Annotated in this window: 14 protein-coding genes; 11 read left to right on the plus strand and 3 right to left on the minus strand. The window is 70.8% G+C overall.

Translation table 11 applies throughout. The features are described 5' to 3' along the window. Positions 1-751 precede the first annotated feature (751 nt). From ACH4D3_RS40345 to ACH4D3_RS40375, 7 genes are all read left to right on the plus strand, one after another. Positions 752-2,086, plus strand: a complete 1,335-nt coding sequence (locus ACH4D3_RS40345; protein WP_398332751.1) for a hypothetical protein — start codon at positions 752-754, stop codon at positions 2,084-2,086. A gap of 118 nt (positions 2,087-2,204) precedes the next feature. Next, positions 2,205-2,894 carry a two-component system response regulator MtrA gene (gene mtrA, locus ACH4D3_RS40350; RefSeq protein WP_003975799.1) on the plus strand — a complete coding sequence of 230 codons (690 nt, stop codon included), beginning with the start codon at positions 2,205-2,207 and terminating at the stop codon, positions 2,892-2,894. 1 nt (position 2,895) lies between these two features. Beyond that, a complete protein-coding gene (gene mtrB, locus ACH4D3_RS40355) occupies positions 2,896-4,983 on the plus strand; it encodes a two-component system sensor histidine kinase MtrB (RefSeq protein ID WP_398332752.1) in 2,088 nt (695 codons plus the stop codon). After that, positions 4,973-6,820: an LpqB family beta-propeller domain-containing protein gene (locus ACH4D3_RS40360; protein ID WP_398332753.1), complete on the plus strand. Its 1,848-nt coding sequence runs from the start codon at positions 4,973-4,975 to the stop codon at positions 6,818-6,820. The genes mtrB and ACH4D3_RS40360 overlap by 11 nt, the downstream gene beginning before the upstream one ends. A gap of 124 nt (positions 6,821-6,944) precedes the next feature. Further along, entirely contained in the window at positions 6,945-7,895 is a 951-nt protein-coding gene (locus ACH4D3_RS40365) for a ComF family protein (protein WP_398332754.1), read from the plus strand. A 313-nt stretch (positions 7,896-8,208) separates the two neighbouring features. After that, the gene (gene hpf, locus ACH4D3_RS40370) at positions 8,209-8,901 is read left to right on the plus strand and encodes a ribosome hibernation-promoting factor, HPF/YfiA family (RefSeq protein ID WP_016326377.1); all 693 of its coding nucleotides are present in this window, start codon (positions 8,209-8,211) and stop codon (positions 8,899-8,901) included. A gap of 228 nt (positions 8,902-9,129) precedes the next feature. Then, positions 9,130-9,888 (plus strand): response regulator transcription factor, encoded by a 759-nt coding sequence (locus ACH4D3_RS40375; protein ID WP_003975804.1) that lies wholly within the window; start codon positions 9,130-9,132, stop codon positions 9,886-9,888. Positions 9,889-9,906: 18 nt separating this feature from the next. Here ACH4D3_RS40375 and ACH4D3_RS40380 read toward each other — a convergent pair whose 3' ends face one another. Continuing rightward, a complete protein-coding gene (locus tag ACH4D3_RS40380) occupies positions 9,907-11,082 on the minus strand; it encodes a winged helix-turn-helix domain-containing protein (RefSeq protein ID WP_398332755.1) in 1,176 nt (391 codons plus the stop codon). 86 nt (positions 11,083-11,168) lie between these two features. Then, a complete protein-coding gene (locus ACH4D3_RS40385) occupies positions 11,169-11,744 on the minus strand; it encodes a GNAT family N-acetyltransferase (RefSeq protein ID WP_398332756.1) in 576 nt (191 codons plus the stop codon). A gap of 280 nt (positions 11,745-12,024) precedes the next feature. Between ACH4D3_RS40385 and secA the strand changes: the two genes are divergently transcribed. Further along, positions 12,025-14,868 (plus strand): preprotein translocase subunit SecA, encoded by a 2,844-nt coding sequence (gene secA / locus ACH4D3_RS40390; protein WP_398332757.1) that lies wholly within the window; start codon positions 12,025-12,027, stop codon positions 14,866-14,868. Positions 14,869-15,006: 138 nt separating this feature from the next. Here the strand turns inward: secA and ACH4D3_RS40395 are convergent, their stop codons facing one another. Beyond that, on the minus strand, positions 15,007-15,276 hold the full coding sequence (locus ACH4D3_RS40395) for an Rv3235 family protein (protein ID WP_398332758.1): 270 nt from the start codon (positions 15,274-15,276) through the stop codon (positions 15,007-15,009). Positions 15,277-16,317: 1,041 nt separating this feature from the next. Between ACH4D3_RS40395 and ACH4D3_RS40400 the strand changes: the two genes are divergently transcribed. The 3 genes from ACH4D3_RS40400 (at position 16,318) to ACH4D3_RS40410 (ending at position 23,059) form a co-directional block, all read left to right on the plus strand. Continuing rightward, the gene (locus ACH4D3_RS40400) at positions 16,318-16,821 is read left to right on the plus strand and encodes a DUF6912 family protein (RefSeq protein ID WP_398332759.1); all 504 of its coding nucleotides are present in this window, start codon (positions 16,318-16,320) and stop codon (positions 16,819-16,821) included. 58 nt (positions 16,822-16,879) lie between these two features. Beyond that, positions 16,880-17,551 carry an HAD family hydrolase gene (locus tag ACH4D3_RS40405; protein ID WP_398332760.1) on the plus strand — a complete coding sequence of 224 codons (672 nt, stop codon included), beginning with the start codon at positions 16,880-16,882 and terminating at the stop codon, positions 17,549-17,551. Positions 17,552-18,088: 537 nt separating this feature from the next. Continuing rightward, on the plus strand, positions 18,089-23,059 hold the full coding sequence (locus ACH4D3_RS40410; RefSeq protein ID WP_398332761.1) for an NAD-glutamate dehydrogenase: 4,971 nt from the start codon (positions 18,089-18,091) through the stop codon (positions 23,057-23,059). Positions 23,060-23,247: the final 188 nt, after the last annotated feature.

Here is a 23,247-nt window from a genome sequence, read left to right on the forward strand (position 1 = left end):
TGACACTCGTGGGGTTTCCTAGCGTTATGTGTCCACCTACCGTGGACGCATGGACGAGGTAGCTGCGAAAAATTCAGTGATCGGCAATCACGCCACCATGACGTTCAGCCCTGACCGACCGTGGCCATGGGTGTCTTACGACGATCCGGCATGGCCGATGGACCCGTGGGTCGTCAGCAACGACGAGGATCTCGCCGACGCGGCAGTGCGGCTTGCCATCTGGTACTTGCACATGCATGTCGAAGGGATGGCTCCGCTCCGGGCAGCTGCACTCTGCGAGGCAGCGATGCATCGTGTAGTCGCCGATGTAGTGGCGGAGGCGCGCACTCGACGCTTCTCTTGGGGTCGGATAGCGGCTTGTTTTGGCGTCGGGCGCACAGCAGCCCAGAAGCGATTCGGACGACACCCGAGTACAGACCGAGCTGAACAGCTTGAGGCCCAGTACCGGTGGCTTAGTGAGTACCTGTATGCAGCGGACCGTGACTCGCCGAGTGCTTACCCTGACCGTGAGGACGTCGAGATCACCCGCACCTTGTGCATCCGAAGGAGGCGGGGGCAGTACCAGGACCCCCTGGACCAGGTACCCAAGGTCGTAACTCGACGTCGAAGGGCAGCCCAGCGGGACGAGTAGATGTTGGCTTGGCATGGTGATGCCGGGCAGTGGAGCCGAGTTGGTGAGCATCTGCCCGGTCGGTGTGTCAGTGCCAGCCTTTAAGGTGCTTCCACCTTCGAAGTGACCCTGGGGGGGTTCATGTCTACTTGGCTTCTGAGCTGCAACCCGAAGAAGTTCGACCTTGAAGGGCATCGTCGCGACGGCCATGTTCTGGACTCGTGGACTGTCGTTCGCTTCGTGGGCGAAGTTGCGGCCGGCGACGAGTTCGTGTTGTGGGTGAGCGGTCCGAACGCCGGCGTGGTCGCGTACGGGCACTTCACCGGAGACGCCGAGTTTGGGCAACCTGACCTGCGCTACTGGGCCGAAGACCCGGGGCCGAGGCACTTTGTCCCGCTGGTGGTCGAGAAGTGGTTGGACCTTCGGGTTCCCAAGCAACGACTCGCTGACGACCCGCGGATGAGCGATGCCACGGTCCTTCGACAGCCGTTTGCCGGCAGCCCTCACCGGTTGACCGATGAAGAGTGGCAGGCCATGCGCGAGGCGATCGAGGTGTCAGAGGGCGCAGACCCTGACTGGGACCTGGAACCGGGCGACGAAATCCGAAGGGTCGACCTTCACGCAAGGTTCGGGGGAAGCACCCAGAACGGCATCTCTCCTTGCAGTACCACGGATAACGTTCTGATCTTCACTGCGCCGAGTTCAGGTCACCAGCACGGCTACTACGACACGTGGAACGAGGACGGAACCTTCCACTACACCGGAGAAGGTCAGACTGGTGATCAGCAGATGATCCGGGGCAACAGGGCGATCCTGGATCACCGCCAGAACGGGAAGCGACTGCGTCTGTTCGACGGTGCTCGGGGAACGGTGCGATACCTCGGGGAGTGGACGCTCGACGCGGAGGAGCCGTACACGGAGGATGAGGCGCCGGCCACTGGTGGTGGTGATCTACGGAAGGTCATTCGCTTCCACATGGTGCCGGTCAAGGCCACCATCACCGCGCCCGAGGTCGAGATCGGACAGGACTACGTAGCTCCGGATGAAACTGTCGCGCCGGCTCCGGGTACGCCGAGCGCGCCAGACCCGGATCTGGTGGGGCGTAACCTGTCGACGCACCGCAGGTTGCAAAACCTACTGGCCGCGGAAGCGCAGCGCCGTGGGTATGTGGCTCTGTCCCCAGATGTCTCCGACCCCGACTTTGATCTTGCGTGGCGGGAGACCGAAGGTCGTCTGACCGTGTGCGAGGTTAAATCGCTGACGCCCGCGAACGAGGCTCGACAGCTTCGTGCGGGACTTGGCCAGGTCCTCGACTATCAAGATCAGCTCCGTGAACGAGCGCCAGACGTGTCGGCTGTCCTGTGGGTGGAGCGGGAGCCGTCTGAGCGGAGGTGGGTCGACCTGTGTCAGCGTGTCGGTGTGACACTTGCGTGGCCGGGCGAGGAAGAGGCAGCGTTCCGGGGTGATCAGAACTGACATCCGTCGCTGACATCAACGCCGGCGGACGGGGGCAGACAGTAGCGACCCCGTACGACTATCGTCACAGGCCAGTGACCTGCCTCACCTGCGCCTTCGCATCTGTTACGAGAATGGGATGATGTCGTTTATGAAGGGACGAGTCCTTGTCGTCGACGACGACACCGCACTGGCCGAGATGCTCGGCATTGTGCTGCGTGGTGAGGGTTTTGAGCCGTCTTTCGTAGCCGACGGCGACAAGGCGCTGGCCGCCTTCCGGGAGACCAAGCCGGACCTGGTGCTGCTCGACCTGATGCTGCCCGGACGGGACGGCATCGAGGTGTGCCGCCTGATCAGGGCCGAGTCGGGTGTGCCGATCGTGATGCTGACGGCGAAGAGCGACACCGTCGACGTCGTGGTGGGTCTGGAGTCGGGCGCCGACGACTACATCGTGAAGCCGTTCAAGCCGAAGGAGCTGGTGGCCCGGATCCGGGCGCGGCTGCGGCGGTCCGAGGAACCGGCGCCGGAGCAGCTCGCCATAGGCGACCTGGTCATCGACGTGGCCGGTCACTCCGTGAAGCGGGACGGACAGTCGATCGCGCTGACGCCGCTGGAGTTCGACCTGCTGGTGGCGCTGGCTCGCAAGCCGTGGCAGGTGTTCACGCGCGAGGTGCTCCTCGAGCAGGTCTGGGGCTACCGGCACGCCGCCGACACCCGCCTGGTCAACGTGCACGTCCAGCGGCTGCGCTCCAAGGTCGAGAAGGACCCGGAGAAGCCGGAGATCGTGGTGACCGTCCGCGGCGTCGGCTACAAGGCCGGACCGAGCTGACATGGCCAGGGACAGTGCCGCTTCGGCGCCCGGGTCCGGGGCCCGCGCCGGACGGCCTGTCGGCCCCGACCCCGCCGGCCGCAAGCCTCCCGGCTCGCGGTGGAGCCGCCTGCTGGAGGGCGGGCTGCTGCACGGCGGGGTGCAGGGCAGCCCGGTGCTCCGGCTGTTCATGCGCTGGGTGCGCCGTCCCCTGCTGCCGGTCATGCGGCTGTGGCGGCGCAACATCCAGCTCAAGGTCGTCGCCACCACTCTGCTGATGTCGCTGGGCGTGGTGCTGCTGCTCGGCTTCGTGGTGATCGGGCAGGTCCGCAACGGACTGCTGGACGCCAAGGTGAAGGCCTCCCAGAGCCAGGCCACCGGTGGCTTCACGGCGGCCAAGCAGAAGGCCGAGGAGGCGGCGAGCACCAACGGCGACGACGGCACCCCCGCGGACGGGCGTCCCTCGCAGAACGTCATCCAGTGGATGAGTGAGCTGGTGAAGTCGCTCTCCAGCGGCGGCCAGAGCGCCTTCGACGTGGTCACCCTTCCCATGGGCGGGGAGAGCGGCAGCGGACGCGGTCCGCGCGCCTCCGGATCGGTCGACTGGGCGGTGAGCGTCCCCGAGGCCCTGCGGGAGCGGATCGACGGCGACACCGCGGCTGCCCAGAGCTACACCCGGATCGTCTACAACTCCGACCAGCCGTCCCAGCCGGGACTGGTCATCGGCAAGCAGGTCAACGACCCGAACGGCGAGCCGTACCAGCTGTACTACCTCTTCCCGCTCACCCAGGAGGAGAAGTCGCTCAGCCTGGTCAGGGGCACGCTGGCGACCGCCGGGCTGTTCGTGGTCGTGCTGCTCGGGGCCATCGCCTGGCTCGTGGTGCGCCAGGTCGTCACGCCGGTACGGATGGCGGCGAGCATCGCCGAGCGGCTGTCCGCGGGGCGTCTGCAGGAACGGATGAAGGTCACCGGCGAGGACGACATCGCCCGGCTCGGTGAGGCCTTCAACAAGATGGCGCAGAACCTCCAGCTCAAGATCAGCCAGCTGGAGGACCTGTCGCGGATGCAGCGGCGGTTCGTCTCCGACGTGTCGCACGAGCTGCGCACACCGCTGACGACCGTGCGGATGGCGGCCGACGTCATCCACGACGCGCGCGTGGACTTCGATCCGGTGACCGCGCGGTCGGCCGAACTGCTCGCCGACCAGCTGGACCGGTTCGAGACGCTGCTCGCCGACCTGCTGGAGATCAGCCGCTTCGACGCGGGCGCCGCCGCGCTGGAGGCGGAGCCGATAGACCTCAGGGAGGTCGTACGGCGCGTCGTCAGCGGCGCGGAGCCGCTCGCCGAGCGCAAGGGCACGGGGATACGCGTCGTCGGCGACCAGCAGCCCGTCGTCGCCGAGGCGGACGCCCGGCGGGTCGAGCGCGTGCTGCGCAACCTCGTCGTCAACGCCGTCGAGCACGGCGAAGGCCGGGACGTCGTCGTCAAACTCGCCGCCGCCGGGGGCGCCGTCGCCGTCGCGGTGCGCGACTACGGCGTCGGACTCAAGCCGGGCGAGGCCACCCGGGTCTTCAGCCGCTTCTGGCGGGCCGACCCGGCCCGCGCGCGCACCACCGGCGGTACGGGGCTGGGGCTGTCGATCGCCCTGGAGGACGCGCGGCTGCACGGCGGCTGGCTGCAGGCCTGGGGCGAGCCCGGCGGTGGCTCGCAGTTCCGGCTGACGCTGCCCAGGACGGCGGACGAGCCGCTCAGGGGGTCGCCGATACCGCTGGAGCCGGCGGACTCGCGCCGCAACCGCGGGCTCAACGACGCGGGCCTCGCCGACCCGGCGGTGGCGCGCGGCACCGACAAGTCGGTCGGCGTCCCGGCGCAGGTGCCGGCCGGGCAGGTGTCCGCGGTGTCCGCGCGGGGGCCGATAACGCCGCGGCAGGCCACGGTGGCACCCACGGCGGATCCGACGGCACTGCCGGGCAACGGCGCGCGCGTGGTGCCGAGGCCCGCGTCGGGCACGCGGAGACAGGACGGCGGACCGGCACCGGAGGCGGCGGGCCGCCAGGACGCCGGTCCCGAGGACTCGAGCAGGCAGGGGGAGGCATCTCGTGGGCGCTGACCGCGGGAGGGGCGGTCGGCGGGGGCCGGCACGCGTGGTGGCGTACGCCGTCGGCGGTGTCGTACTGCTGGCCGGATGTGCGGCCATGCCGGACAGCGGGGACCTCAGGGGCGTGGAGTCCACGCCCCGGCAGGACCCGCAGGTGCGGGTGTTCGCGTTGCCGCCGGGGGAGGACGCCCCGCCCGCCGACATCGTGCAGGGCTTCCTGGAGGCGCTGACCAGCGACGATCCGCACTACGAGACGGCGCGCAAGTACCTGACCGGCGACGCCGCGAAGAACTGGCGGCCGGACGAGTCGGCGACGGTGCTCGCGGGCGGGCCGGGAACGGAGTCCGACCACTCGGGCAACCGCGAGGACGCCAACGACTACTCGGTCACCCTGACCGGCACCAAGGTCGCCACGGTCGACGCGCAGCAGTCGTACGCCCCGGCCGACGGCGTGTACCGCGAGTCGGTGCACCTCACCCGGGACGGCAAGTCCAAGCAGTGGCGCATCGATTCGCTGCCGCCGGGCGTCGTCATGGGCAAGTCGGACTTCCAGCGCAACTACATGTCGGTCAACCGGTACTACTTCGCCTCGAACACCCCGGTACGGGCGGACGCCGAGACGGGCCCGGTGCGCGAGCCGGCGGCCGTCGCCGACCCCGTCTACGTGCGCCGGCGCGTGGATCCGATGACCCAGGTGGTGCGTTCCCTGCTCAGCGGGCCGACGAGCCTGCTGGGCCCCGTGGTCAGGTCCAGCTTCCCGACCGGTACGGCGCTGGCGAAGAACGCCGGCTCGCTGACCCCGGACGACCGCAGCAAGCTGACCGTTCCGCTGAACGACAAGGCGGCGCGGGCCGGCGCGGACAAGTGCGACGAGATGGCCGCGCAGCTCCTGTTCACGCTGCAGAACCTCACCCCGGCGGTGCAGGAGGTCGAGCTGCGCTCCGGCGGCGAGCAGTTGTGCTCGCTCTCCGAGGACCGCGCCGAGACGGTGGCGACGCGCGGCTCCGCGCAGCGGCCCGACTACCTGTACTTCGTCGACGACCAGGACCGCCTGGTACGGATCGCGGCCGGCAGCAACGGGACCCGGGCCGAACCCGTGCCCGGCCCGCTGGGCGAGGGCCGGAAGGCCCTGCGGTCGGTGGCGGTGTCGCGCGACGAACACAGCGCGGCCGGGATCGGTCTCGACAACAAGCTGCTGTACGTCGGTTCGCTGGTGTCGGGCGGTTCGCTCGGCGACCCCGTGCTGACCAGCAAGGGCAAGACGGAGGCGGACCGGCTGACCCCGCCCAGCTGGGATGCGCAGGGCGACCTGTGGATCGCCGACCGCAACCCGGCCGACCCGCGGTTGCTGCTGCTGAAGGAGGGCGCGGGCGAACCGGTGGAGGTGCGGACCCCGGGCCTCGACGGGCGCGTCCAGGCCGTGCGGGTGGCCGCCGACGGGGTGCGGATCGCGCTCGTGGTGGAGAAGGACGGCAAGCGGTCGCTGCTCATCGGGCGGATCGAACGGGACGGGAAGGCGGGCGACGTGCCCGCGGTCACCGTGCTCGAACTGCGCTCCGCGACCCCCGAGCTGGAGGAGGTCACGGCCATGTCCTGGGCCGGAGACGCCCGGCTCGTCGTGGTGGGGCGCGAGCGCGGGGGTGTCCAGCAGATCGGATACGTCCAGGTCGACGGCTCGACGCCGGAGGCATCGGTGCCCGCGGCCCTGACCGGCGTCAAGGAGATCGCCGCGACCGAGGACGAGCGGCTGCCGCTGGTGGCGTATTCGGAGGACCTCATCGTGCGGCTGCCGTCCGGGCTGCAGTGGCAGAAGGTGACGGAGGGGACCGCGCCGGTCTATCCGGGGTGAGGCGGTGCCGTTCGGCCGGGTGGGGCGTCCGCCGTTTCGTGGCCCGGCGGGGTTTTCCACAGGGCGCGGCCGACGTTTTCCATAGGCCTGGCGGGGCCTCGCGGGCAGGGGCACAGTGGTGGCCATGCGCGGATTGCGGACATGCCTGACACGGCGGACATGGCGGAGAGGGTGGGCGGACCTCACGGACCTGGTGCTGCCCGCCGAGTGCGGGGGCTGCGGCACGGCTCGGGCGGTGCTGTGCCTCCGGTGCCGTACGGCGCTGAGCGGAGCCCCGCCGTGCCGGGTGCGTCCGGAGCCGGAGCCGCCTGGACTGCCCGCGGTGCACGCGGCGGCGCCGTACGCGGACGAGGTGCGGGCGGCGTTGCTGGCCCACAAGGAGCGGGGCGTGCTCGCCCTCACGGCGCCGCTCGGGGCGGCTTTGGCGCAAGCGGTGCGGGCGGCTCTCCGGGCGGCGTGGGCGGGCGCGGGTGACGTGCGGGCCGGTGGTGCGGTGGGTGCCGGGGTGGCGGGTCCCGTGCCGGGCAGGGGTCCGGTGCTGCTCGTGCCCGTGCCGTCGGCGCGCAGAGCGGTGCGGACGCGGGGGCACGATCCGGCTCGGCGGATCGCCCTCGCGGCGGCGGGGGAGCTGCGGCGCACCGGGACGTCCGCCCGGGTGCTTGCCGTGCTGCGGCAGCGGTACGCCGTGGCCGACCAGTCGGGGCTCGACGCCCGGCGGCGGCTGGACAACCTCGCCGGTGCGCTCGCGGTGGCCCCGGGCGGTGCGGGACCGCTGCGCGAGGGCGGGACGGTCGTCCTGGTCGACGACCTGATGACGACGGGGGCGTCGCTGGCCGAGGCGGCCCGTGCGGTGCGCGCGGCGACGGCCGCGGCCGTTGAGTCGCGGGCGGGGCCGGCCGCGTACGGGACGGTGAGATCGGCTGTGTATCCGGCCGCGGCAGGGGAAGGCAGAGAGGAACGGAAGACCGGACCCCGAATGGCGGGTCCATACGGAGGCGGTGGCGTGATCCGTGAAGCGATCTGCGCGGCAGTGGTCGCGGCTTCACCAGATTCTTTCGAAATAAACCGGAACTGACTGAGAACTTACGTCGTTGCAGGTAATGAGGGAGTCAATTCACCGGAACGGAGGTACGCCGCGGTAGAGGGTGACGACATCCGTCCGGGCGAGATATGTTCGGTTGTGAGGCAAAGCCGCAGGCCACACCTCTCAAATCCGAATGCCGTGCTGCGGGTTTTACCGTCATCACCCGCACCGGTGGAGTGGAGATCCCGCCCGCGGGGGAGGAGGTGGACGTCACCGAGTCCGAGGTTTCGGGATGGACCGGAACCTGGTGCAAAAGGGAGATGCTCCGCCATCGAAGCGGAGCGATCCGGGAACGGAGTTCTGCGTGGACATCGTCGTCAAGGGCCGCAAGACCGAGGTGCCCGAGCGGTTCCGGAAGCACGTGGCCGAGAAGCTGAAGCTGGAGAAGATCCAGAAGCTCGATGGCAAGGTGATCAGCCTCGACGTCGAGGTGTCCAAGGAGCCGAACCCCCGGCAGGCCGACCGCTGTGACCGAGTGGAGATCACGCTCCGCTCCCGCGGTCCGGTGATCCGGGCGGAGGCGGCGGCGAGCGACCCCTACGCGGCGCTCGACCTGGCGGCGGAGAAGCTCGGCGCACGGCTGCGCAAGCAGCACGACAAGCGCTTCTCGCGCCGCGGCGCACGCCGGATCTCGGCGGCCGAGGTCGCCGACCACGTACCCGGCGCGGCGACGCTCAACGGGAACGGCGACGTCGTCCCGACGGAGAAGCAGGACGGCGTACCCACCAAGAAGATCGGCTCGCTGGAGGTCCAGGGCGACGGTCCGCTCGTCGTCCGGGAGAAGACCCACGTGGCCGCACCCATGTCCCTCGACCAGGCGCTCTACGAGATGGAGCTGGTCGGGCACGACTTCTACCTGTTCGTCGACTCCGAGACGAAGGAGCCCAGCGTCGTCTACCGGCGCCACGCCTACGACTACGGCGTGATCCACCTGACCACGGACACGATGGTCACTCAGGCGCACGCCCCCGACGCGGGCGATGCGCTCGGCGGCTGACACACGCCGCCGGACGGCAGCGGTTCGGTGCCCCTGGAGCGCGTGTGCGCCCCCAGGGGCACCGGTGTGCGACGGTGCGCGAGGGTGTGCGACCCCAGAGCTGCCCGTTCGGTCACCCCGCTGTCCGCCGGGCATGGAATCATGGCGGCAACGGCCCAACCGGTGGGTCGTTGCTCTGGGTTGGCGATGGCTCAGGACCACGTGCCACAGCCTTCAGGGGGAGGAACGATGGCGGACAGTTTCGGACCGATGCGGGGCGCGGGCGTCGACCACGGGATCGACGACGGGGTCGCCGGCATGGGCCCGGACGCGGGCTCCGCACGCGAGGAGCCGATCAGGGTGCTGGTCGTGGACGACCACGCCCTCTTCCGCCGCGGCCTGGAGATCGTGCTCGCGGCCGAGGAGGACATCCAGGTCGTCGGAGAGGCCGGTGACGGCGCCGAGGCCGTGGAGAAGGCGGCCGACCTGCTGCCGGACATCGTCCTGATGGATGTGCGGATGCCCAAGCGGGGCGGTATCGAGGCCTGCACCTCCATCAAGGAGGTGGCCCCCAGCGCCAAGATCATCATGCTGACGATCAGCGACGAGGAGGCCGACCTCTACGACGCGATCAAGGCGGGCGCGACCGGTTATCTCCTCAAGGAGATCTCGACGGACGAGGTGGCCACCGCCATTCGCGCGGTGGCCGACGGCCAGTCCCAGATCAGTCCGTCGATGGCCTCGAAACTGCTGACCGAGTTCAAGTCGATGATCCAGCGCACCGACGAACGCCGGCTGGTGCCCGCGCCGCGGCTCACGGATCGCGAGCTGGAGGTCCTGAAGCTCGTCGCCACCGGAATGAACAACCGGGACATCGCCAAGGAACTGTTCATTTCCGAGAACACCGTGAAGAACCACGTGCGCAACATCCTGGAGAAACTCCAGCTGCACTCCAGGATGGAGGCCGTGGTGTACGCGATGCGGGAGAAGATTCTCGAGATCCGGTGACCCGGTGCGGGGTTCCGGTCAGTCGAGCAGCCGGGCCAGCTCCCGGGTGAGCGGCTCACGCAGATCCGGAGTCTCGACCCGCTCCACGCGTACGTTCGTGCAGTCCACCCAGCTCGCCGCCTCGACCAGTGCCTGGGCCACCGCCGGGGCCGCCTTCGGGCCGTCCAGCGTGACCTGCTTGGCGACCAGGGTGCGCCCCTCGCGGGCCGGGTCCACCCGGCCGACGAGCCGGCCGCCGGCCAGCACCGGCATCGCGAAGTAGCCGTGCACCCGCTTCTGCCGGGGTACGTAGGCCTCCAGCCGGTGGGTGAAGCCGAAGATCCGCTCCGTGCGCGCCCGCTCCCAGATCAGCGAGTCGAAGGGGGAGAGCAGCGTCGTGCGGTGACGGCCGCGCGGGACGGTCTCCAGGGCCGCGGGGTCCGCCCAGGCGGGACGGCCCCAGCCCGCCACCGTGACCGGCACCAGCCCCGAGTCGGCGATCACCGCGTCGACCTGCTCGGCCTTGAGACGGTGGTAGTCCGCGATGTCCGCGCGCGTGCCGACGCCCAGGGACTGCCCGGCCAGGCGGACCAGGCGGCGCAGGCACTCCGTGTCGTCCAGGTCGTCGTGCAGCAGCTCGGCCGGGACGGCGCGCTCGGCCAGGTCGTACACCCGCTTCCAGCCGCGGCGCTCCACGCACACCACCTCGCCGTACATGAGCGCGCGCTCGACGGCGACCTTCGTGCCCGACCAGTCCCACCACTCGCTGGTCCTCTTCGCGCCGCCCAGGTCCGTCGCGGTGAGGGGGCCCTCCTCGCGGAGCTGCTTGACGACGCGGTCGTAGTCGCCGTCGGGGAGGTGGTGGTTCCAGTGCGGGCGGTTGCGGTACGCGCGGCGGCGGAAGGCGAAGTGGGGCCACTCCTCGATCGGGAGGATGCAGGCGGCGTGGGACCAGTACTCGAAGGCGTGGGTGTCCGTCCAGTAGGCGTCGTCGACGGTCCGGCGGCCGACCGAGCCGAGGCGGGCGTAGGGGATCAGCTCGTGGGAGCGGGCCAGGACCGAGATCGTGTCGAGCTGCACCGCGCCCAGGTGACGGAGCACGCCGCGGACGCCCGCGCGGCGGTCGGGGGCGCCGAGGAAACCCTGTGCGCGGAGGGCGAGGCGGCGGGCCTCGTCTGCGGACAGTTCCGTGGCGGCGGGCGGGAGGGTCGTCATACGTCCGCACGATAGAGGGTGGGTCTGACAGCGGGGAGCGGGAAGCGGGGCGCGGCCCCGCGGAGGTGGGCGCGGCGGCCCGGGGTTCAGGCGGCGCCCGGTGTCGGCAGGTACGGGGACGTGGACGGGAGGGCGAGGTCGGAGGGGAGGAGGGAGCCGACCCAGCAGTCGCGGCGGACGCCCTTGTTGTTGATCGCGGAGCGCAACGTGCCCTCCATGGTGAAGCCCGCGCGTTGGGCCACCGCGCGGGAGGCCGTGTTGCCGACCTCGGCGCGCCACTCCAGGCGGTCCACCGCCCGCTCGGTGAAGGCCCAGCGGGCGGCGGCGACGGCGGCCTCGGTGGTGTAGCCCCGGCCGCGGTGCTCCTTGGTGCCCCAGAACCCGATCTCACCGGTGCCCAGCGAGATCATCGTGACCGCGAGCATGCCCACCAGGTCCCCGGCCGGGAGGAAGAGACCGAAGGTGAACATCGAGTCGTTCGCCCAGCCGTCGGGGACCATCTGCTCCGTGAAGCCCCGCGCGTGCTCCGGGAGGTAGGGCGAGGGGATCGTCGTCCAGCGCTGGATGTCGGGATCCTGGGCGGCGGCGTGCACGGCCTCGGCGTCCCGGGGGCCGACCGTGCGCAGGACGAGGCGGTCGGTGGTGAGCGTGACGGGTTCCATCGGCCGATTCTGCGCGGCGTCCCCCACGGGCGCCAATATTTTTGCCGTGCGTGAACATCCGGTCACCTCTCGTGCGATTCACCGGAAGGTGCGGCACCATCCGCGGGGCCCGGACGTTGAAAGGGATGACAGCAGACGAGGATGCTGGATGCAAGGAGCGGACGGTCCCCGTCGCAGCAGGCCTCCCGGGGCAGCGGGGTCCTCGCATACGATGGCCGTTGCCCGATCCGTCACAGGAAACCGACCGTCCCAGGCCCGACCGGCAAGGAGACCAACCCCCGTGTCCGTCCTCTCGAAGCTCATGCGTGCAGGCGAAGGCAAGATCCTGCGCAAGCTGCACCGCATCGCGGACCAGGTCAACTCCATCGAAGAGGACTTCGCTGACCTCTCCGACGCCGAGCTGCGCGCCCTCACCGACGAGTACAAGCAGCGCTACGCCGACGGTGAGAGCCTTGACGACCTGCTGCCCGAAGCCTTCGCCACCGTCCGTGAAGCCGCCAAGCGCGTCCTGGGCCAGCGGCACTACGACGTGCAGATCATGGGTGGCGCGGCCCTGCACATGGGCTACGTGGCCGAGATGAAGACCGGTGAGGGCAAGACCCTCGTCGGCACCCTGCCCGCCTATCTCAACGCCCTGTCCGGCGAGGGCGTGCACATCGTCACGGTCAACGACTACCTGGCCGAGCGCGACTCCGAGATGATGGGCCGCGTCCACAAGTTCCTCGGTCTGAACGTCGGCTGCATCCTCGCCAACCAGACGCCGGCCCAGCGCCGTGAGATGTACGGCTGCGACATCACCTACGGCACGAACAACGAGTTCGGCTTCGACTACCTGCGCGACAACATGGCGTGGTCCAAGGACGAGCTCGTCCAGCGCGGCCACAACTTCGCCATCGTCGACGAGGTCGACTCCATCCTGGTCGACGAGGCCCGTACGCCGCTGATCATCTCCGGCCCGGCCGACCAGGCCACCAAGTGGTACGGCGACTTCGCCAAGCTGGTCACCCGTCTGAAGAAGGGCGAGGCCGGCAACACCCTCAAGGGCATCGAGGAGACCGGCGACTACGAGGTCGACGAGAAGAAGCGCACCGTCGCCATCCACGAGTCGGGCGTGTCCAAGGTCGAGGACTGGCTGGGCATCGACAACCTCTACGAGTCGGTGAACACCCCGCTGGTCGGCTACCTGAACAACGCCATCAAGGCCAAGGAACTGTTCAAGAAGGACAAGGACTACGTCGTCCTCGACGGCGAAGTCATGATCGTCGACGAGCACACCGGCCGTATCCTCGCCGGCCGCCGCTACAACGAGGGCATGCACCAGGCGATCGAGGCCAAGGAAGGGGTGGACATCAAGGACGAGAACCAGACGCTCGCCACGATCACCCTCCAGAACTTCTTCCGCCTCTACAAGCGCCACGACCACAACGACAAGGAACAGCCCGGCCTGTCCGGCATGACCGGTACGGCTATGACCGAGGCCGCCGAGTTCCACCAGATCTACAAGCTCGGCGTGGTGCCCATCCCGACCAACCGGCCGATGGTGCGCAAGGACCAGTCGGACCTGATCTACCGCACCGAGGTCGCCAAGTTCGAGGCCGTCGTCGACGACATCGAGGAGAAGCACCGCAAGGGCCAGCCGATCCTCGTCGGCACCACCTCGGTCGAGAAGTCCGAGTACCTCTCGCAGCAGCTCAGCAAGCGCGGCGTCCAGCACGAGGTGCTCAACGCCAAGCAGCACGACCGGGAGGCGACCATCGTCGCCCAGGCGGGCCGCAAGGGCTCCGTGACGGTGGCCACGAACATGGCCGGCCGCGGTACGGACATCAAGCTCGGCGGCAACCCCGAGGACCTCGCCGAGGCCGAGCTGCGCCAGCGCGGACTCGACCCCGAGGAGCACATCGAGGAGTGGGCCGCGGCCCTGCCCGCCGCCCTGGAGCGGGCCGAGCAGGCGGTCAAGGCCGAGTTCGAAGAGGTCAAGGACCTGGGCGGCCTCTACGTCCTGGGCACCGAGCGGCACGAGTCGCGCCGTATCGACAACCAGCTGCGCGGCCGCAGCGGCCGTCAGGGCGACCCCGGTGAGTCCCGCTTCTACCTCTCCCTGGGCGACGACCTGATGCGGCTGTTCAAGGCCCAGATGGTCGAGCGCGTGATGTCCATGGCGAACGTGCCGGACGACGTGCCGATCGAGAACAAGATGGTCACGCGCGCGATCGCGTCCGCCCAGTCGCAGGTCGAGACGCAGAACTTCGAGACCCGCAAGAACGTCCTGAAGTACGACGAGGTCCTCAACCGCCAGCGCGAGGTCATCTACGGCGAGCGTCGCCGCGTCCTGGAGGGCGAGGACCTGCAGGAGCAGATCCAGCACTTCACGAACGACACGATCGACGCCTACGTACAGGCCGAGACCGCCGAGGGCTTCCCCGAGGACTGGGACCTCGACCGGCTGTGGGGCGCCTTCAAGCAGCTCTACCCGGTGAAGGTCACCGTCGAGGAGCTGGAGGAGGCGGCGGGCGACCGGGCCGGCCTGACCGCCGACTACATCGCGGAGTCCATCAAGGACGACGTCCAGGAGCAGTACGAGGCGCGGGAGAAGCAGCTCGGCTCCGAGATCATGCGCGAGCTGGAGCGCCGGGTCGTCCTGTCGGTCCTGGACCGCAAGTGGCGCGAGCACCTCTACGAGATGGACTACCTCCAGGAGGGCATCGGCCTGCGCGCGATGGCGCAGAAGGACCCGCTGGTCGAGTACCAGCGCGAGGGCTTCGACATGTTCCAGGCCATGATGGAGGGCATCAAGGAGGAGTCCGTCGGCTACCTGTTCAACCTGGAGGTCCAGGTCGAGCAGCAGGTCGAGGAGGTTCCGGTCGAGGACGCGGCGCCGTCGCTCGACAAGGGCGCGCAGGACGCGGTTCCGGCCCAGGCGGGCGCCCGTCCGGAGATCCGGGCCAAGGGCCTCGACGCGCCGCAGCGCCGTGACCTGCACTTCTCCGCGCCGACCGTGGACGGCGAGGGCGGTGTCGTCGAGGGCGAGTTCACCGACGGCGAGCCCGCCCAGGCCCAGTCCGACGGACTCACGCGCGCGGAGCGCCGCAAGCAGGCCAAGGGCGGGCGGCGCCGCAAGAAGTAACGGCGCGGTGCCCGTGGGCGCCGTGGCGGTGGGAAGGGCCGGTCACCCGGGGTGACCGGCCCTTCGGCCTGTCCTGGCGGCGGTCGTGCCTGCCGGCGGCCTTGTTCCGGCGGTCCGGCTGGGGACTGTCAGTCGCCGTCAGTCGTCGTCCGCGCGGGTCCGGCGGGGGCCGCCCACTTCCACCGCCGTGCAGCGCCAGCGCAGGTCCCGGCCCCGTTCCAGGCGGAACGCCATGGCCCGCAGCCGGTCGCCCGCGCCGATGCGCGCGAAGACCTCCAGGGCGCCCGGCCGCGGCTCGAAGTACCCGATGTCGCGGACGACGGGGGAGCTGCCGCGGGTGCGCAGCGGGCCGCGTTCGGCGAGGTGGGCCAGGTCGTCGTAGGCCCGGCCGACGGTGTGGCGGAGCATCGAGTGGACGGGGCACCGACCGCTGAGGACGCCCAGCAGCAGCTCGGCGAAGTGGTCGGTGGGGCGCAGCTGCGGGACGGGCCGGCGAGGCGTCTGAGCGGGTACGACGGGCGCCGCGGAGGGCCGGGCGGCCCGTCGGAGGCTCCCGGGCGCGACCCGCCCCACGGAGGGGGCTGCGACAGGGGCCGAGGCGGCGTTCGCGGTGCGGGTCGGGCCGGAGGCCGTGCCCGGGCGGCCGTCGACGGGAGCCGTCGTGGTCGGGCGGCCGGGGGCGGAGGCAGTGGCCGGCTCGGGCGCCGAACCCGTGGCGGGATCGCCCGGGGGCTTCGCGACCGGGGCGGGCCCCGCGCCCCGGCCCGGTCCGGCCGTGGGCGGGCGGGTGTCCGCCGGCCGCGTACGCGGCCGCCGGGACCGGCCCGGAGACCCCGGCGGGCGCCCGCCGGGCCCCGCAGCACGCGTCCCGCGCGCCCCCGGTCTGCGGGGCGGCACACCGCCCGGCGCACGGGGCGCGGTACCACCGGGTCCGTCGGACAGGGTGCCGCCGGGGCCGCTGGACGGGACGCCGCCGGGTCCGCCGGGCGGCGTGGCCGCCGGGCCGTACGACGGCGCGGGGGCCGGGGCGTGGGAGGACGTGGCACCTGGGCCGCCGTAGGGCGGCGGCGGTGTTGGAGGGGATGCGGGGGCGGCGGGGCGGGGCTGGGTTCGGGTCATGACCTTGCGCATGGGAGTCCCCGTTCGGCGGCCCGGGTGATACCGGGCGGTAACTTCGCGGTCGGTGATCTTGTACGGGGTGGAGGGGCGGCACGGCAAGGACGCGGGCGGTCGGGTCGCGGGGGTCGGGAGGTTCACCTATCAGAGTGATGCGGGGGCGCGGAGAGGCCGGGACCGCGGGGTGGGGAGGGTGAATTCCGGGACCGGGGTGGACGTGTCGGAGGCCATGGGTGGGGACTCGAAAGGGGACACCCGCACGTATCCTGAAGGCTCTCCCGTCGGGCCGCCGAGCGCTCCGGCGGCGTCCCCGACCACGAAAGCGGCAGACCCATGCGCGTCTACGTCCCCCTGACCCTGTCCGGCCTCGCCGAGGCGCACCGGGCGGGAGAGCTGGGGACCGGGCCGCTCGTCGCCTACGCCGTCACACCGGCGCTGCGCGAGTGGTACCTGTCGGACGACATCGAGGAGCTGGAGTACGCCGCCCTCAACCGGGCCGCCCTGGCCTCGCTGCGCGTGCTGGCGGTCGACCCGGCCGAGGCGCGGCGCCGGGTCGTGGTCGCCGCGGACGTCCCCGACGGCGCCGCCGTGGCCGACCCGGACCGGGGACTCGATCCGGCGGCGCTGGGTGAGGTCCGGCTCGCCGGACCGCTGTCGCTGGCCAAGGCGGCCGCGGTGCACGTCGACTCCGCCGACGCCGAGGCGGACGTGCGCGCAGCGGCCGAGGCCCTCGCCGCGGCGGACGGCGGGGACGACGACGCCCAGTTCGTCGTGGACGGCGCGGAGGACCACGAGCTGCTCTGGTACGCGACGCAGGAGATCCCGAACCTGGTCTGAGCAGGAAGAACGTGCCTCGGTGTCCCGATTGTCAGTGGCGCCGGGTACGTTTTCGAGCATGGGGATGCAGACGGGCGCACACATCGTGTGGGACTGGAACGGCACGCTGTTCCACGACAACGACGCGATCATCGGAGCGACGAACGCGGCGTTCGCCGAGCTGGGGCTGGCGCCGATCACACTGGAGCGGTACCGGGCGCTGTACTGCGTGCCGGTGCCGAAGTTCTACGAGCGGCTGATGGGGCGGCTGCCCAGCGACGCCGAGTGGCAGGTCATGGACGCGGCCTTCCAGCGCCACTACAGCGTGCACCGGAGCCGGTGCACGCTCGCGGACGGGGTCACGGAGCTGCTCGCCCGGTGGCGGTCGGCGGGGCGCAGCCAGTCGATCCTCAGCATGTACGGCCACGACGAGCTGGTGCCGCTGGTCAGGGGCCTCGGGATCGAGACGCACTTCATACGCGTCGACGGCCGGACCGGGCCGTCCGGGGGCAGCAAGGCCGAGCACATGGTGCGCCACCTCGCGCAGCTGGCGCTGTCCGGGGTGGAGCCCGCTCGCACGGTGGTGATCGGGGACGCCGCCGACGACGCGGTGGCGGCGAGCCACGTGGGTGCCGGGGCGGTGCTCTACACCGGGGGGTCGCACAGCCGGGCCAGCCTGGAGGGGGTCGGGGTGCCGGTGGTGGACACGCTGGGAGAGGCCGTGGCGGTGGCGGAGCGGCTGGCGGGATGACACCGCCGTCCGGCACCGGGACGTGCCGGACACCGGGACGTGCCGGACACCGGGGCGTACCGGGCAGCGGGGCGTGCTGGACACCGGGGCGTGCCCGGCGCCGCGTCGTAGCTGTGCGGAACGTCCAAGTTGTGGGCCCGGTTTTGTACACATGCGGCTCATGACGGGGAGCCCGTGCGGGGCGATAGCCTGGTGGCGTGATCAGCGCGATAGCTCGCGGGGGCACTGGTGCCCCTGCCCTGCGCCCGGCACCCGCGGACGACATCCGCGGCCGGGCGGCGGTCGCTGATCCTCGCGGGCGGGACGGGGCATCGAACACCCCCGGTACGGCGCCGCACATCCCCCGGACGGTGACGGCGAGAGCGAAGTCACACCCGGTGGGAGCGGCGACATTGGCTGATATGCCCCCGCTCCTCTCATCTTGCGGCATAGCGTCGAAGCGGACCGGAGACCCCGTGTCCCGACGTCATGCCGGAAGGCAGGAGACCGTACTTCCTTCTACGTCACGCAACGGCGCGCGACAGGAGTCAGAGGACAATGCAGACCAAGCTGGACGAAGCCAAGGCCGAGCTGCTCGAAAGGGCTGCCCGGGTAGCTGAGAACAGCCCGGTCGGGGGCCACCTACCGACTGGGACGACGGGCGAGGGCACTGCGGGTGCCCCGGGCACGCCGGACGGTCCGGACGGCGCCCCGGACTACGCATCCGTGTTCGCGTTCCTCCAGCGCTACTACCGGCACACCGCCCCGGAGGACCTCGCCGACCGCGACCCGGTCGACATCTTCGGGGCCGCCGTCTCGCACTACCGGCTGGCCGAGAACCGCCCGCAGGGCACGGCGAACGTCCGGGTGCACACCCCGACGGTCGAGGAGAACGGCTGGACGTGCAGCCACTCCGTCGTCGAGGTGGTCACCGACGACATGCCCTTCCTCGTCGACTCCGTGACCAACGAGCTGACCCGCCAGGGCCGCGGTATCCACGTCGTGGTCCACCCGCAGATCGTGGTGCGGCGCGACCTCACCGGCAAGCTCGTCGAGGTGCTCGCCGGCGGCCCCTCGGCCGATCTGCCGCACGACGCGCACGTCGAGTCCTGGATCCACGTCGAGATCGACCGCGAGACCGACCGCGGCGACCTGAAGCAGATCACCGCCGACCTGCTGCGCGTCCTCAACGACGTCCGCGAGACCGTCGAGGACTGGGGCAAGATGCGGGACGCGGCGGTCCGCATCGCGGACCGGCTGGCGACCGAGGCCACCCCGGAGGACCTCCCCGCGCGGGAGCTGGAGGAAGCCGGCGAGCTGCTGCGCTGGCTGGCCGACGACCACTTCACCTTCCTCGGCTACCGCGAGTACGAGCTGCGCGAGGACGACTCCCTCGCCGCCGTCGCCGGTACCGGCCTCGGCATCCTGCGCTCCGACCCGCACCACGCGGCCGACGAGAGCCACCCCGTCAGCCCGTCCTTCGAGCGGCTGCCCGCCGACGCCCGGGCCAAGGCCCGCGAGCACCGGCTGCTGGTGCTGACCAAGGCGAACAGCCGGGCCACCGTGCACCGGCCGTCGTACCTCGACTACGTCGGCGTCAAGAAGTTCGACGAGAACGGCAACGTCGTCGGCGAGCGGCGCTTCCTCGGACTGTTCTCCTCCGCCGCCTACACCGAGTCCGTCCGCCGGGTGCCGGTGGTGCGGCGCAAGGTGGAGGAGGTGCTGGCGCGGGCCGGCTTCTCGCCCAACAGCCACGACGGGCGCGACCTGCTGCAGATCCTGGAGACGTACCCGCGCGACGAGATGTTCCAGACCTCCGTCGAGGAGCTGGAGCCGATCGTCACCTCCGTGCTCTACCTCCAGGAGCGCCGCCGCCTGCGGCTCTACCTGCGCCAGGACGAGTACGGCCGCTACTACTCGGCCCTCGTCTACCTCCCCCGCGACCGCTACACCACCGGCGTGCGGCTGCGGATCATCGACATCCTCAAGGAGGAGCTCGGCGGCACCAACGTCGACTTCACGGCCTGGAACACCGAGTCGATCCTGTCCCGGCTGCACTTCGTGGTCCGGGTCCCGCAGGGCACCGAGCTGCCGCACCTGTCCGACGCCGACAAGGAGCGCGTCGAGGCCCGTCTGGTCGAGGCCGCCCGCTCCTGGGCCGACGGCTTCGGCGAGGCACTGACCGCCGAGGTAGGCGAGGAACGCGCCGCGGAGCTGCTGCGCCACTACGGGTCCGCCTTCCCCGAGGGCTACAAGGCCGACCACGGCCCGCGCTCCGCCGTCGCCGACCTCGGCCACCTGGAACAGCTCGACGACGAGAAGACCTTCGCGCTGAGCCTGTACGAGCCGGTCGGCGCCGCCCCCGAGGAGCGGCGCTTCAAGATCTACCAGAAGGGCGGCACGGTCTCCCTGTCCGCCGTGCTGCCGGTGCTCAGCCGGCTCGGCGTCGAGGTCACCGACGAGCGGCCCTACGAGCTGCGCTGCGCGGACCGCACCACGGCCTGGATCTACGACTTCGGCCTGCGGATGCCCAAGGCCCCGGCCGGTGGCGCCGACTACCTCGGCGACGACGCCCGCGAGCGGGTCCAGGACGCCTTCGCCGCCACCTGGACCGGCAAGGCGGAGAACGACGGCTTCAACGCCCTCGTGCTCAGCGCCGGACTGACCTGGCGCGAGGCGATGGTGCTGCGCGCGTACGCCAAGTACCTGCGGCAGGCCGGTTCGACGTTCAGCCAGGACTACATGGAGGACACCCTCCGCAACAACGTCCACACCACGCGCCTGCTCATCAACCTGTTCGAGGCGCGGATGGCGCCGGAGCGGCAGCGTGCCGGGCGGGAGATCGTCGACGCCCTGCTCGAAGAGGTCGACGCCGCTCTCGACCAGGTGGCGAGCCTGGACGAGGACCGGATCCTGCGCTCCTTCCTCACCGTCATCAAGGCGACGCTGCGGACCAACTTCTTCCAGGAGGCGAGCGGCGGCATGCCGCACGACTACGTCTCCATGAAGTTCGACCCGCAGGCCATCCCCGACCTCCCGGCGCCGCGCCCGGCGTTCGAGATCTGGGTGTACTCGCCGCGCGTCGAGGGCGTGCACCTGCGCTTCGGCAAGGTCGCGCGAGGTGGTCTGCGCTGGTCGGACCGCCGGGAGGACTTCCGCACCGAGATCCTCGGCCTGGTCAAGGCGCAGATGGTGAAGAACACCGTCATCGTGCCCGTCGGCGCCAAGGGCGGCTTCGTCGCCAAGCAGCTGCCCGACCCGGGCGTCGACCGCGACGCGTGGCTGGCGGAGGGCATCGCCAGCTACCGGACGTTCATCTCGGCGCTGCTCGACATCACCGACAACATGGTGGCCGGCGAGGTCGTGCACCCCGCCGACGTCGTCCGGCACGACGAGGACGACACCTACCTCGTCGTCGCCGCCGACAAGGGCACCGCCAAGTTCTCCGACATCGCCAACGAGGTCGCCGAGTCCTACAACTTCTGGCTCGGTGACGCCTTCGCCTCCGGCGGCAGCGCGGGCTACGACCACAAGGGCATGGGCATCACCGCCCGCGGCGCCTGGGAGTCCGTCAAGCGGCACTTCCGGGAGCTGGGCGTGGACACCCAGACCGAGGACTTCACGGTCGTCGGCATCGGCGACATGTCCGGCGACGTCTTCGGCAACGGCATGCTGCTCAGCGAGCACATCCGCCTGGTCGCCGCCTTCGACCACCGGCACATCTTCATCGACCCGACGCCGGACGCGGCCACCTCCTACGCCGAGCGCCGCCGGCTGTTCGAGCTGCCCCGCTCGTCCTGGGAGGACTACAACACCGAGCTGCTCTCGGCGGGCGGCGGCATCTTCCCGCGCACGGCCAAGTCCATCCCGGTCAACGCGCACGTCCGCGAGGCCCTCGGCATCGACTCGGGCGTCACCAAGATGACCCCGGCCGAGCTGATGAAGGCGATCCTCAGCTCCCCGGTGGACCTGCTGTGGAACGGCGGCATCGGCACCTACGTCAAGGCGTCCACCGAGTCCAACGCGGACGTCGGCGACAAGGGCAATGACGCCATCCGCGTCGACGGCAAGGACCTGCGGGTCCAGGTCGTCGGCGAGGGCGGCAACCTGGGCCTGACCCAGCTGGGCCGGATCGAGATCGCGCTGCACGGCGGCCGGATCAACACCGACGCCATCGACAACAGCGCGGGCGTGGACACCTCCGACCACGAGGTGAACATCAAGATCCTGCTCAACGGTCTCGTCAAGGACGGCGACATGACCGTCAAGCAGCGCAACAAGCTGCTCGCCCGGATGACCGACGAGGTCGGCGCGCTGGTCCTGCGCAACAACTACGCGCAGAACACGGCGATCGCCAACGCCCTGGCGCAGTCCAAGGACATGCTCCACGCCCAGCAGCGCTTCATGCGGCACCTGGTCAGGGAGGGCCACCTCAACCGGGCCCTGGAGTTCCTGCCCACCGACCGCCAGATCCGGGAGCGGCTGAGCGGCGGGCACGGGCTGACCGGCCCGGAGACGGCCGTACTGCTGGCGTACACGAAGATCACCGTCGCCGAGGAGCTGTTGCACACCTCGCTGCCGGACGACCCGTACCTCAAGGGTCTGCTGCACGCCTACTTCCCGACGGCGCTGCGCGAGGAGTTCGCCGAGCAGGTCGACAGCCACCCGCTGCGCCGCGAGATCACGACGACAGTCCTGGTCAACGACACGGTCAACACGGGCGGTACGACGTATCTGCACCGGATGCGCGAGGAGACCGGCGCGTCGCTGGAGGAGATCGTGCGGGCCCAGACCGTGGCGCGGGCGATCTTCCGCTCCTCCCCGGTGTGGGACGCGGTGGAGGAGCTGGACACCAAGGTCGACGCCGCCGTCCAGACCCGGATCCGGCTGCACTCGCGCCGCCTGGTCGAGCGCGGCACGCGCTGGCTGCTCAACAACCGGCCGCAGCCGCTGGAGCTGGCCGAGACGGTGGACTTCTTCGCCGAGCGGGTCGAGCAGGTGTGGTCGCAGCTGCCGAAGCTGCTGCGCGGTGCGGACGCGGAGTGGTACCAGCACATCTACGACGAGCTGACCGGCGCCGGGGTCCCGGACGAGCCGGCGACGCGGGTGGCCGGGTTCTCCTCGGTCTTCGCGGCGCTGGACATCGTGTCGGTGGCCGACCGTATGGGCAAGGAGCCGCTGGACGTCGCGGAGGTGTACTACGACCTCGCCGACCGGCTGGGCGTCACCCAGCTGATGGACCGGATCAGTGACCTGCCCCGGGACGACCGCTGGCAGTCCATGGCCCGTGCGGCGATCCGCGAGGACCTGTACGCGGCGCACTCGTCGCTGACCGCGGACGTGCTGGCGGTGGGCAACGGGTCGTCGACGCCGGAGCAGCGGTTCAAGGCGTGGGAGGAGAAGAACGCGGCGATTCTCGGGCGGGCGCGGACCACGCTGGAGGAGATCCGGGGGTCGGACGCGTTTGATCTGTCCAACCTTTCGGTGGCCATGCGGACGATGCGGACGTTGCTGCGCACGCATTCGTAGGCGGTACGGCGTTGACGCCGTCGCCGTGTGAGGCGCCCCGGGCCGGGTTCGGTCCGGGGCGCCTTTGTGTCGTGCCCGGGGTGGGGGTGCACGCGGGGTGGGTGCGCAGCCCGGCGCTTGCGGGGTGCCGCTGCGCCCACCCGTGCCGCCCCAGCGGCACGATTGCCCGCAGTTGCGGGGGGGGGGGG

It is taken from the genome of Streptomyces sp. NPDC018026 (genome assembly GCF_044327745.1).
GTDB lineage: Bacteria > Actinomycetota > Actinomycetes > Streptomycetales > Streptomycetaceae > Streptomyces > Streptomyces rubrogriseus.

What these genes read in the sequence shown, in the direction of transcription:
- ACH4D3_RS40345 (WP_398332751.1), top strand. Translation starts at nt 752, where the DNA reads ATGTCTACTTGGCTTCTGAGCTGCAACCCGAAGAAGTTCGACCTTGAA.
- mtrA (WP_003975799.1), top strand. Translation starts at nt 2,205, where the DNA reads ATGATGTCGTTTATGAAGGGACGAGTCCTTGTCGTCGACGACGACACC.
- mtrB (WP_398332752.1), top strand. Translation starts at nt 2,896, where the DNA reads ATGGCCAGGGACAGTGCCGCTTCGGCGCCCGGGTCCGGGGCCCGCGCC.
- ACH4D3_RS40365 (WP_398332754.1), top strand. Translation starts at nt 6,945, where the DNA reads ATGCGCGGATTGCGGACATGCCTGACACGGCGGACATGGCGGAGAGGG.
- ACH4D3_RS40375 (WP_003975804.1), top strand. Translation starts at nt 9,130, where the DNA reads ATGGCGGACAGTTTCGGACCGATGCGGGGCGCGGGCGTCGACCACGGG.
- ACH4D3_RS40380 (WP_398332755.1), bottom strand. Translation starts at nt 11,082, where the DNA reads ATGACGACCCTCCCGCCCGCCGCCACGGAACTGTCCGCAGACGAGGCC.
- ACH4D3_RS40385 (WP_398332756.1), bottom strand. Translation starts at nt 11,744, where the DNA reads ATGGAACCCGTCACGCTCACCACCGACCGCCTCGTCCTGCGCACGGTC.
- ACH4D3_RS40395 (WP_398332758.1), bottom strand. Translation starts at nt 15,276, where the DNA reads ATGCTCCGCCACACCGTCGGCCGGGCCTACGACGACCTGGCCCACCTC.
- ACH4D3_RS40400 (WP_398332759.1), top strand. Translation starts at nt 16,318, where the DNA reads ATGCGCGTCTACGTCCCCCTGACCCTGTCCGGCCTCGCCGAGGCGCAC.
- ACH4D3_RS40405 (WP_398332760.1), top strand. Translation starts at nt 16,880, where the DNA reads ATGGGGATGCAGACGGGCGCACACATCGTGTGGGACTGGAACGGCACG.
- ACH4D3_RS40410 (WP_398332761.1), top strand. Translation starts at nt 18,089, where the DNA reads ATGCAGACCAAGCTGGACGAAGCCAAGGCCGAGCTGCTCGAAAGGGCT.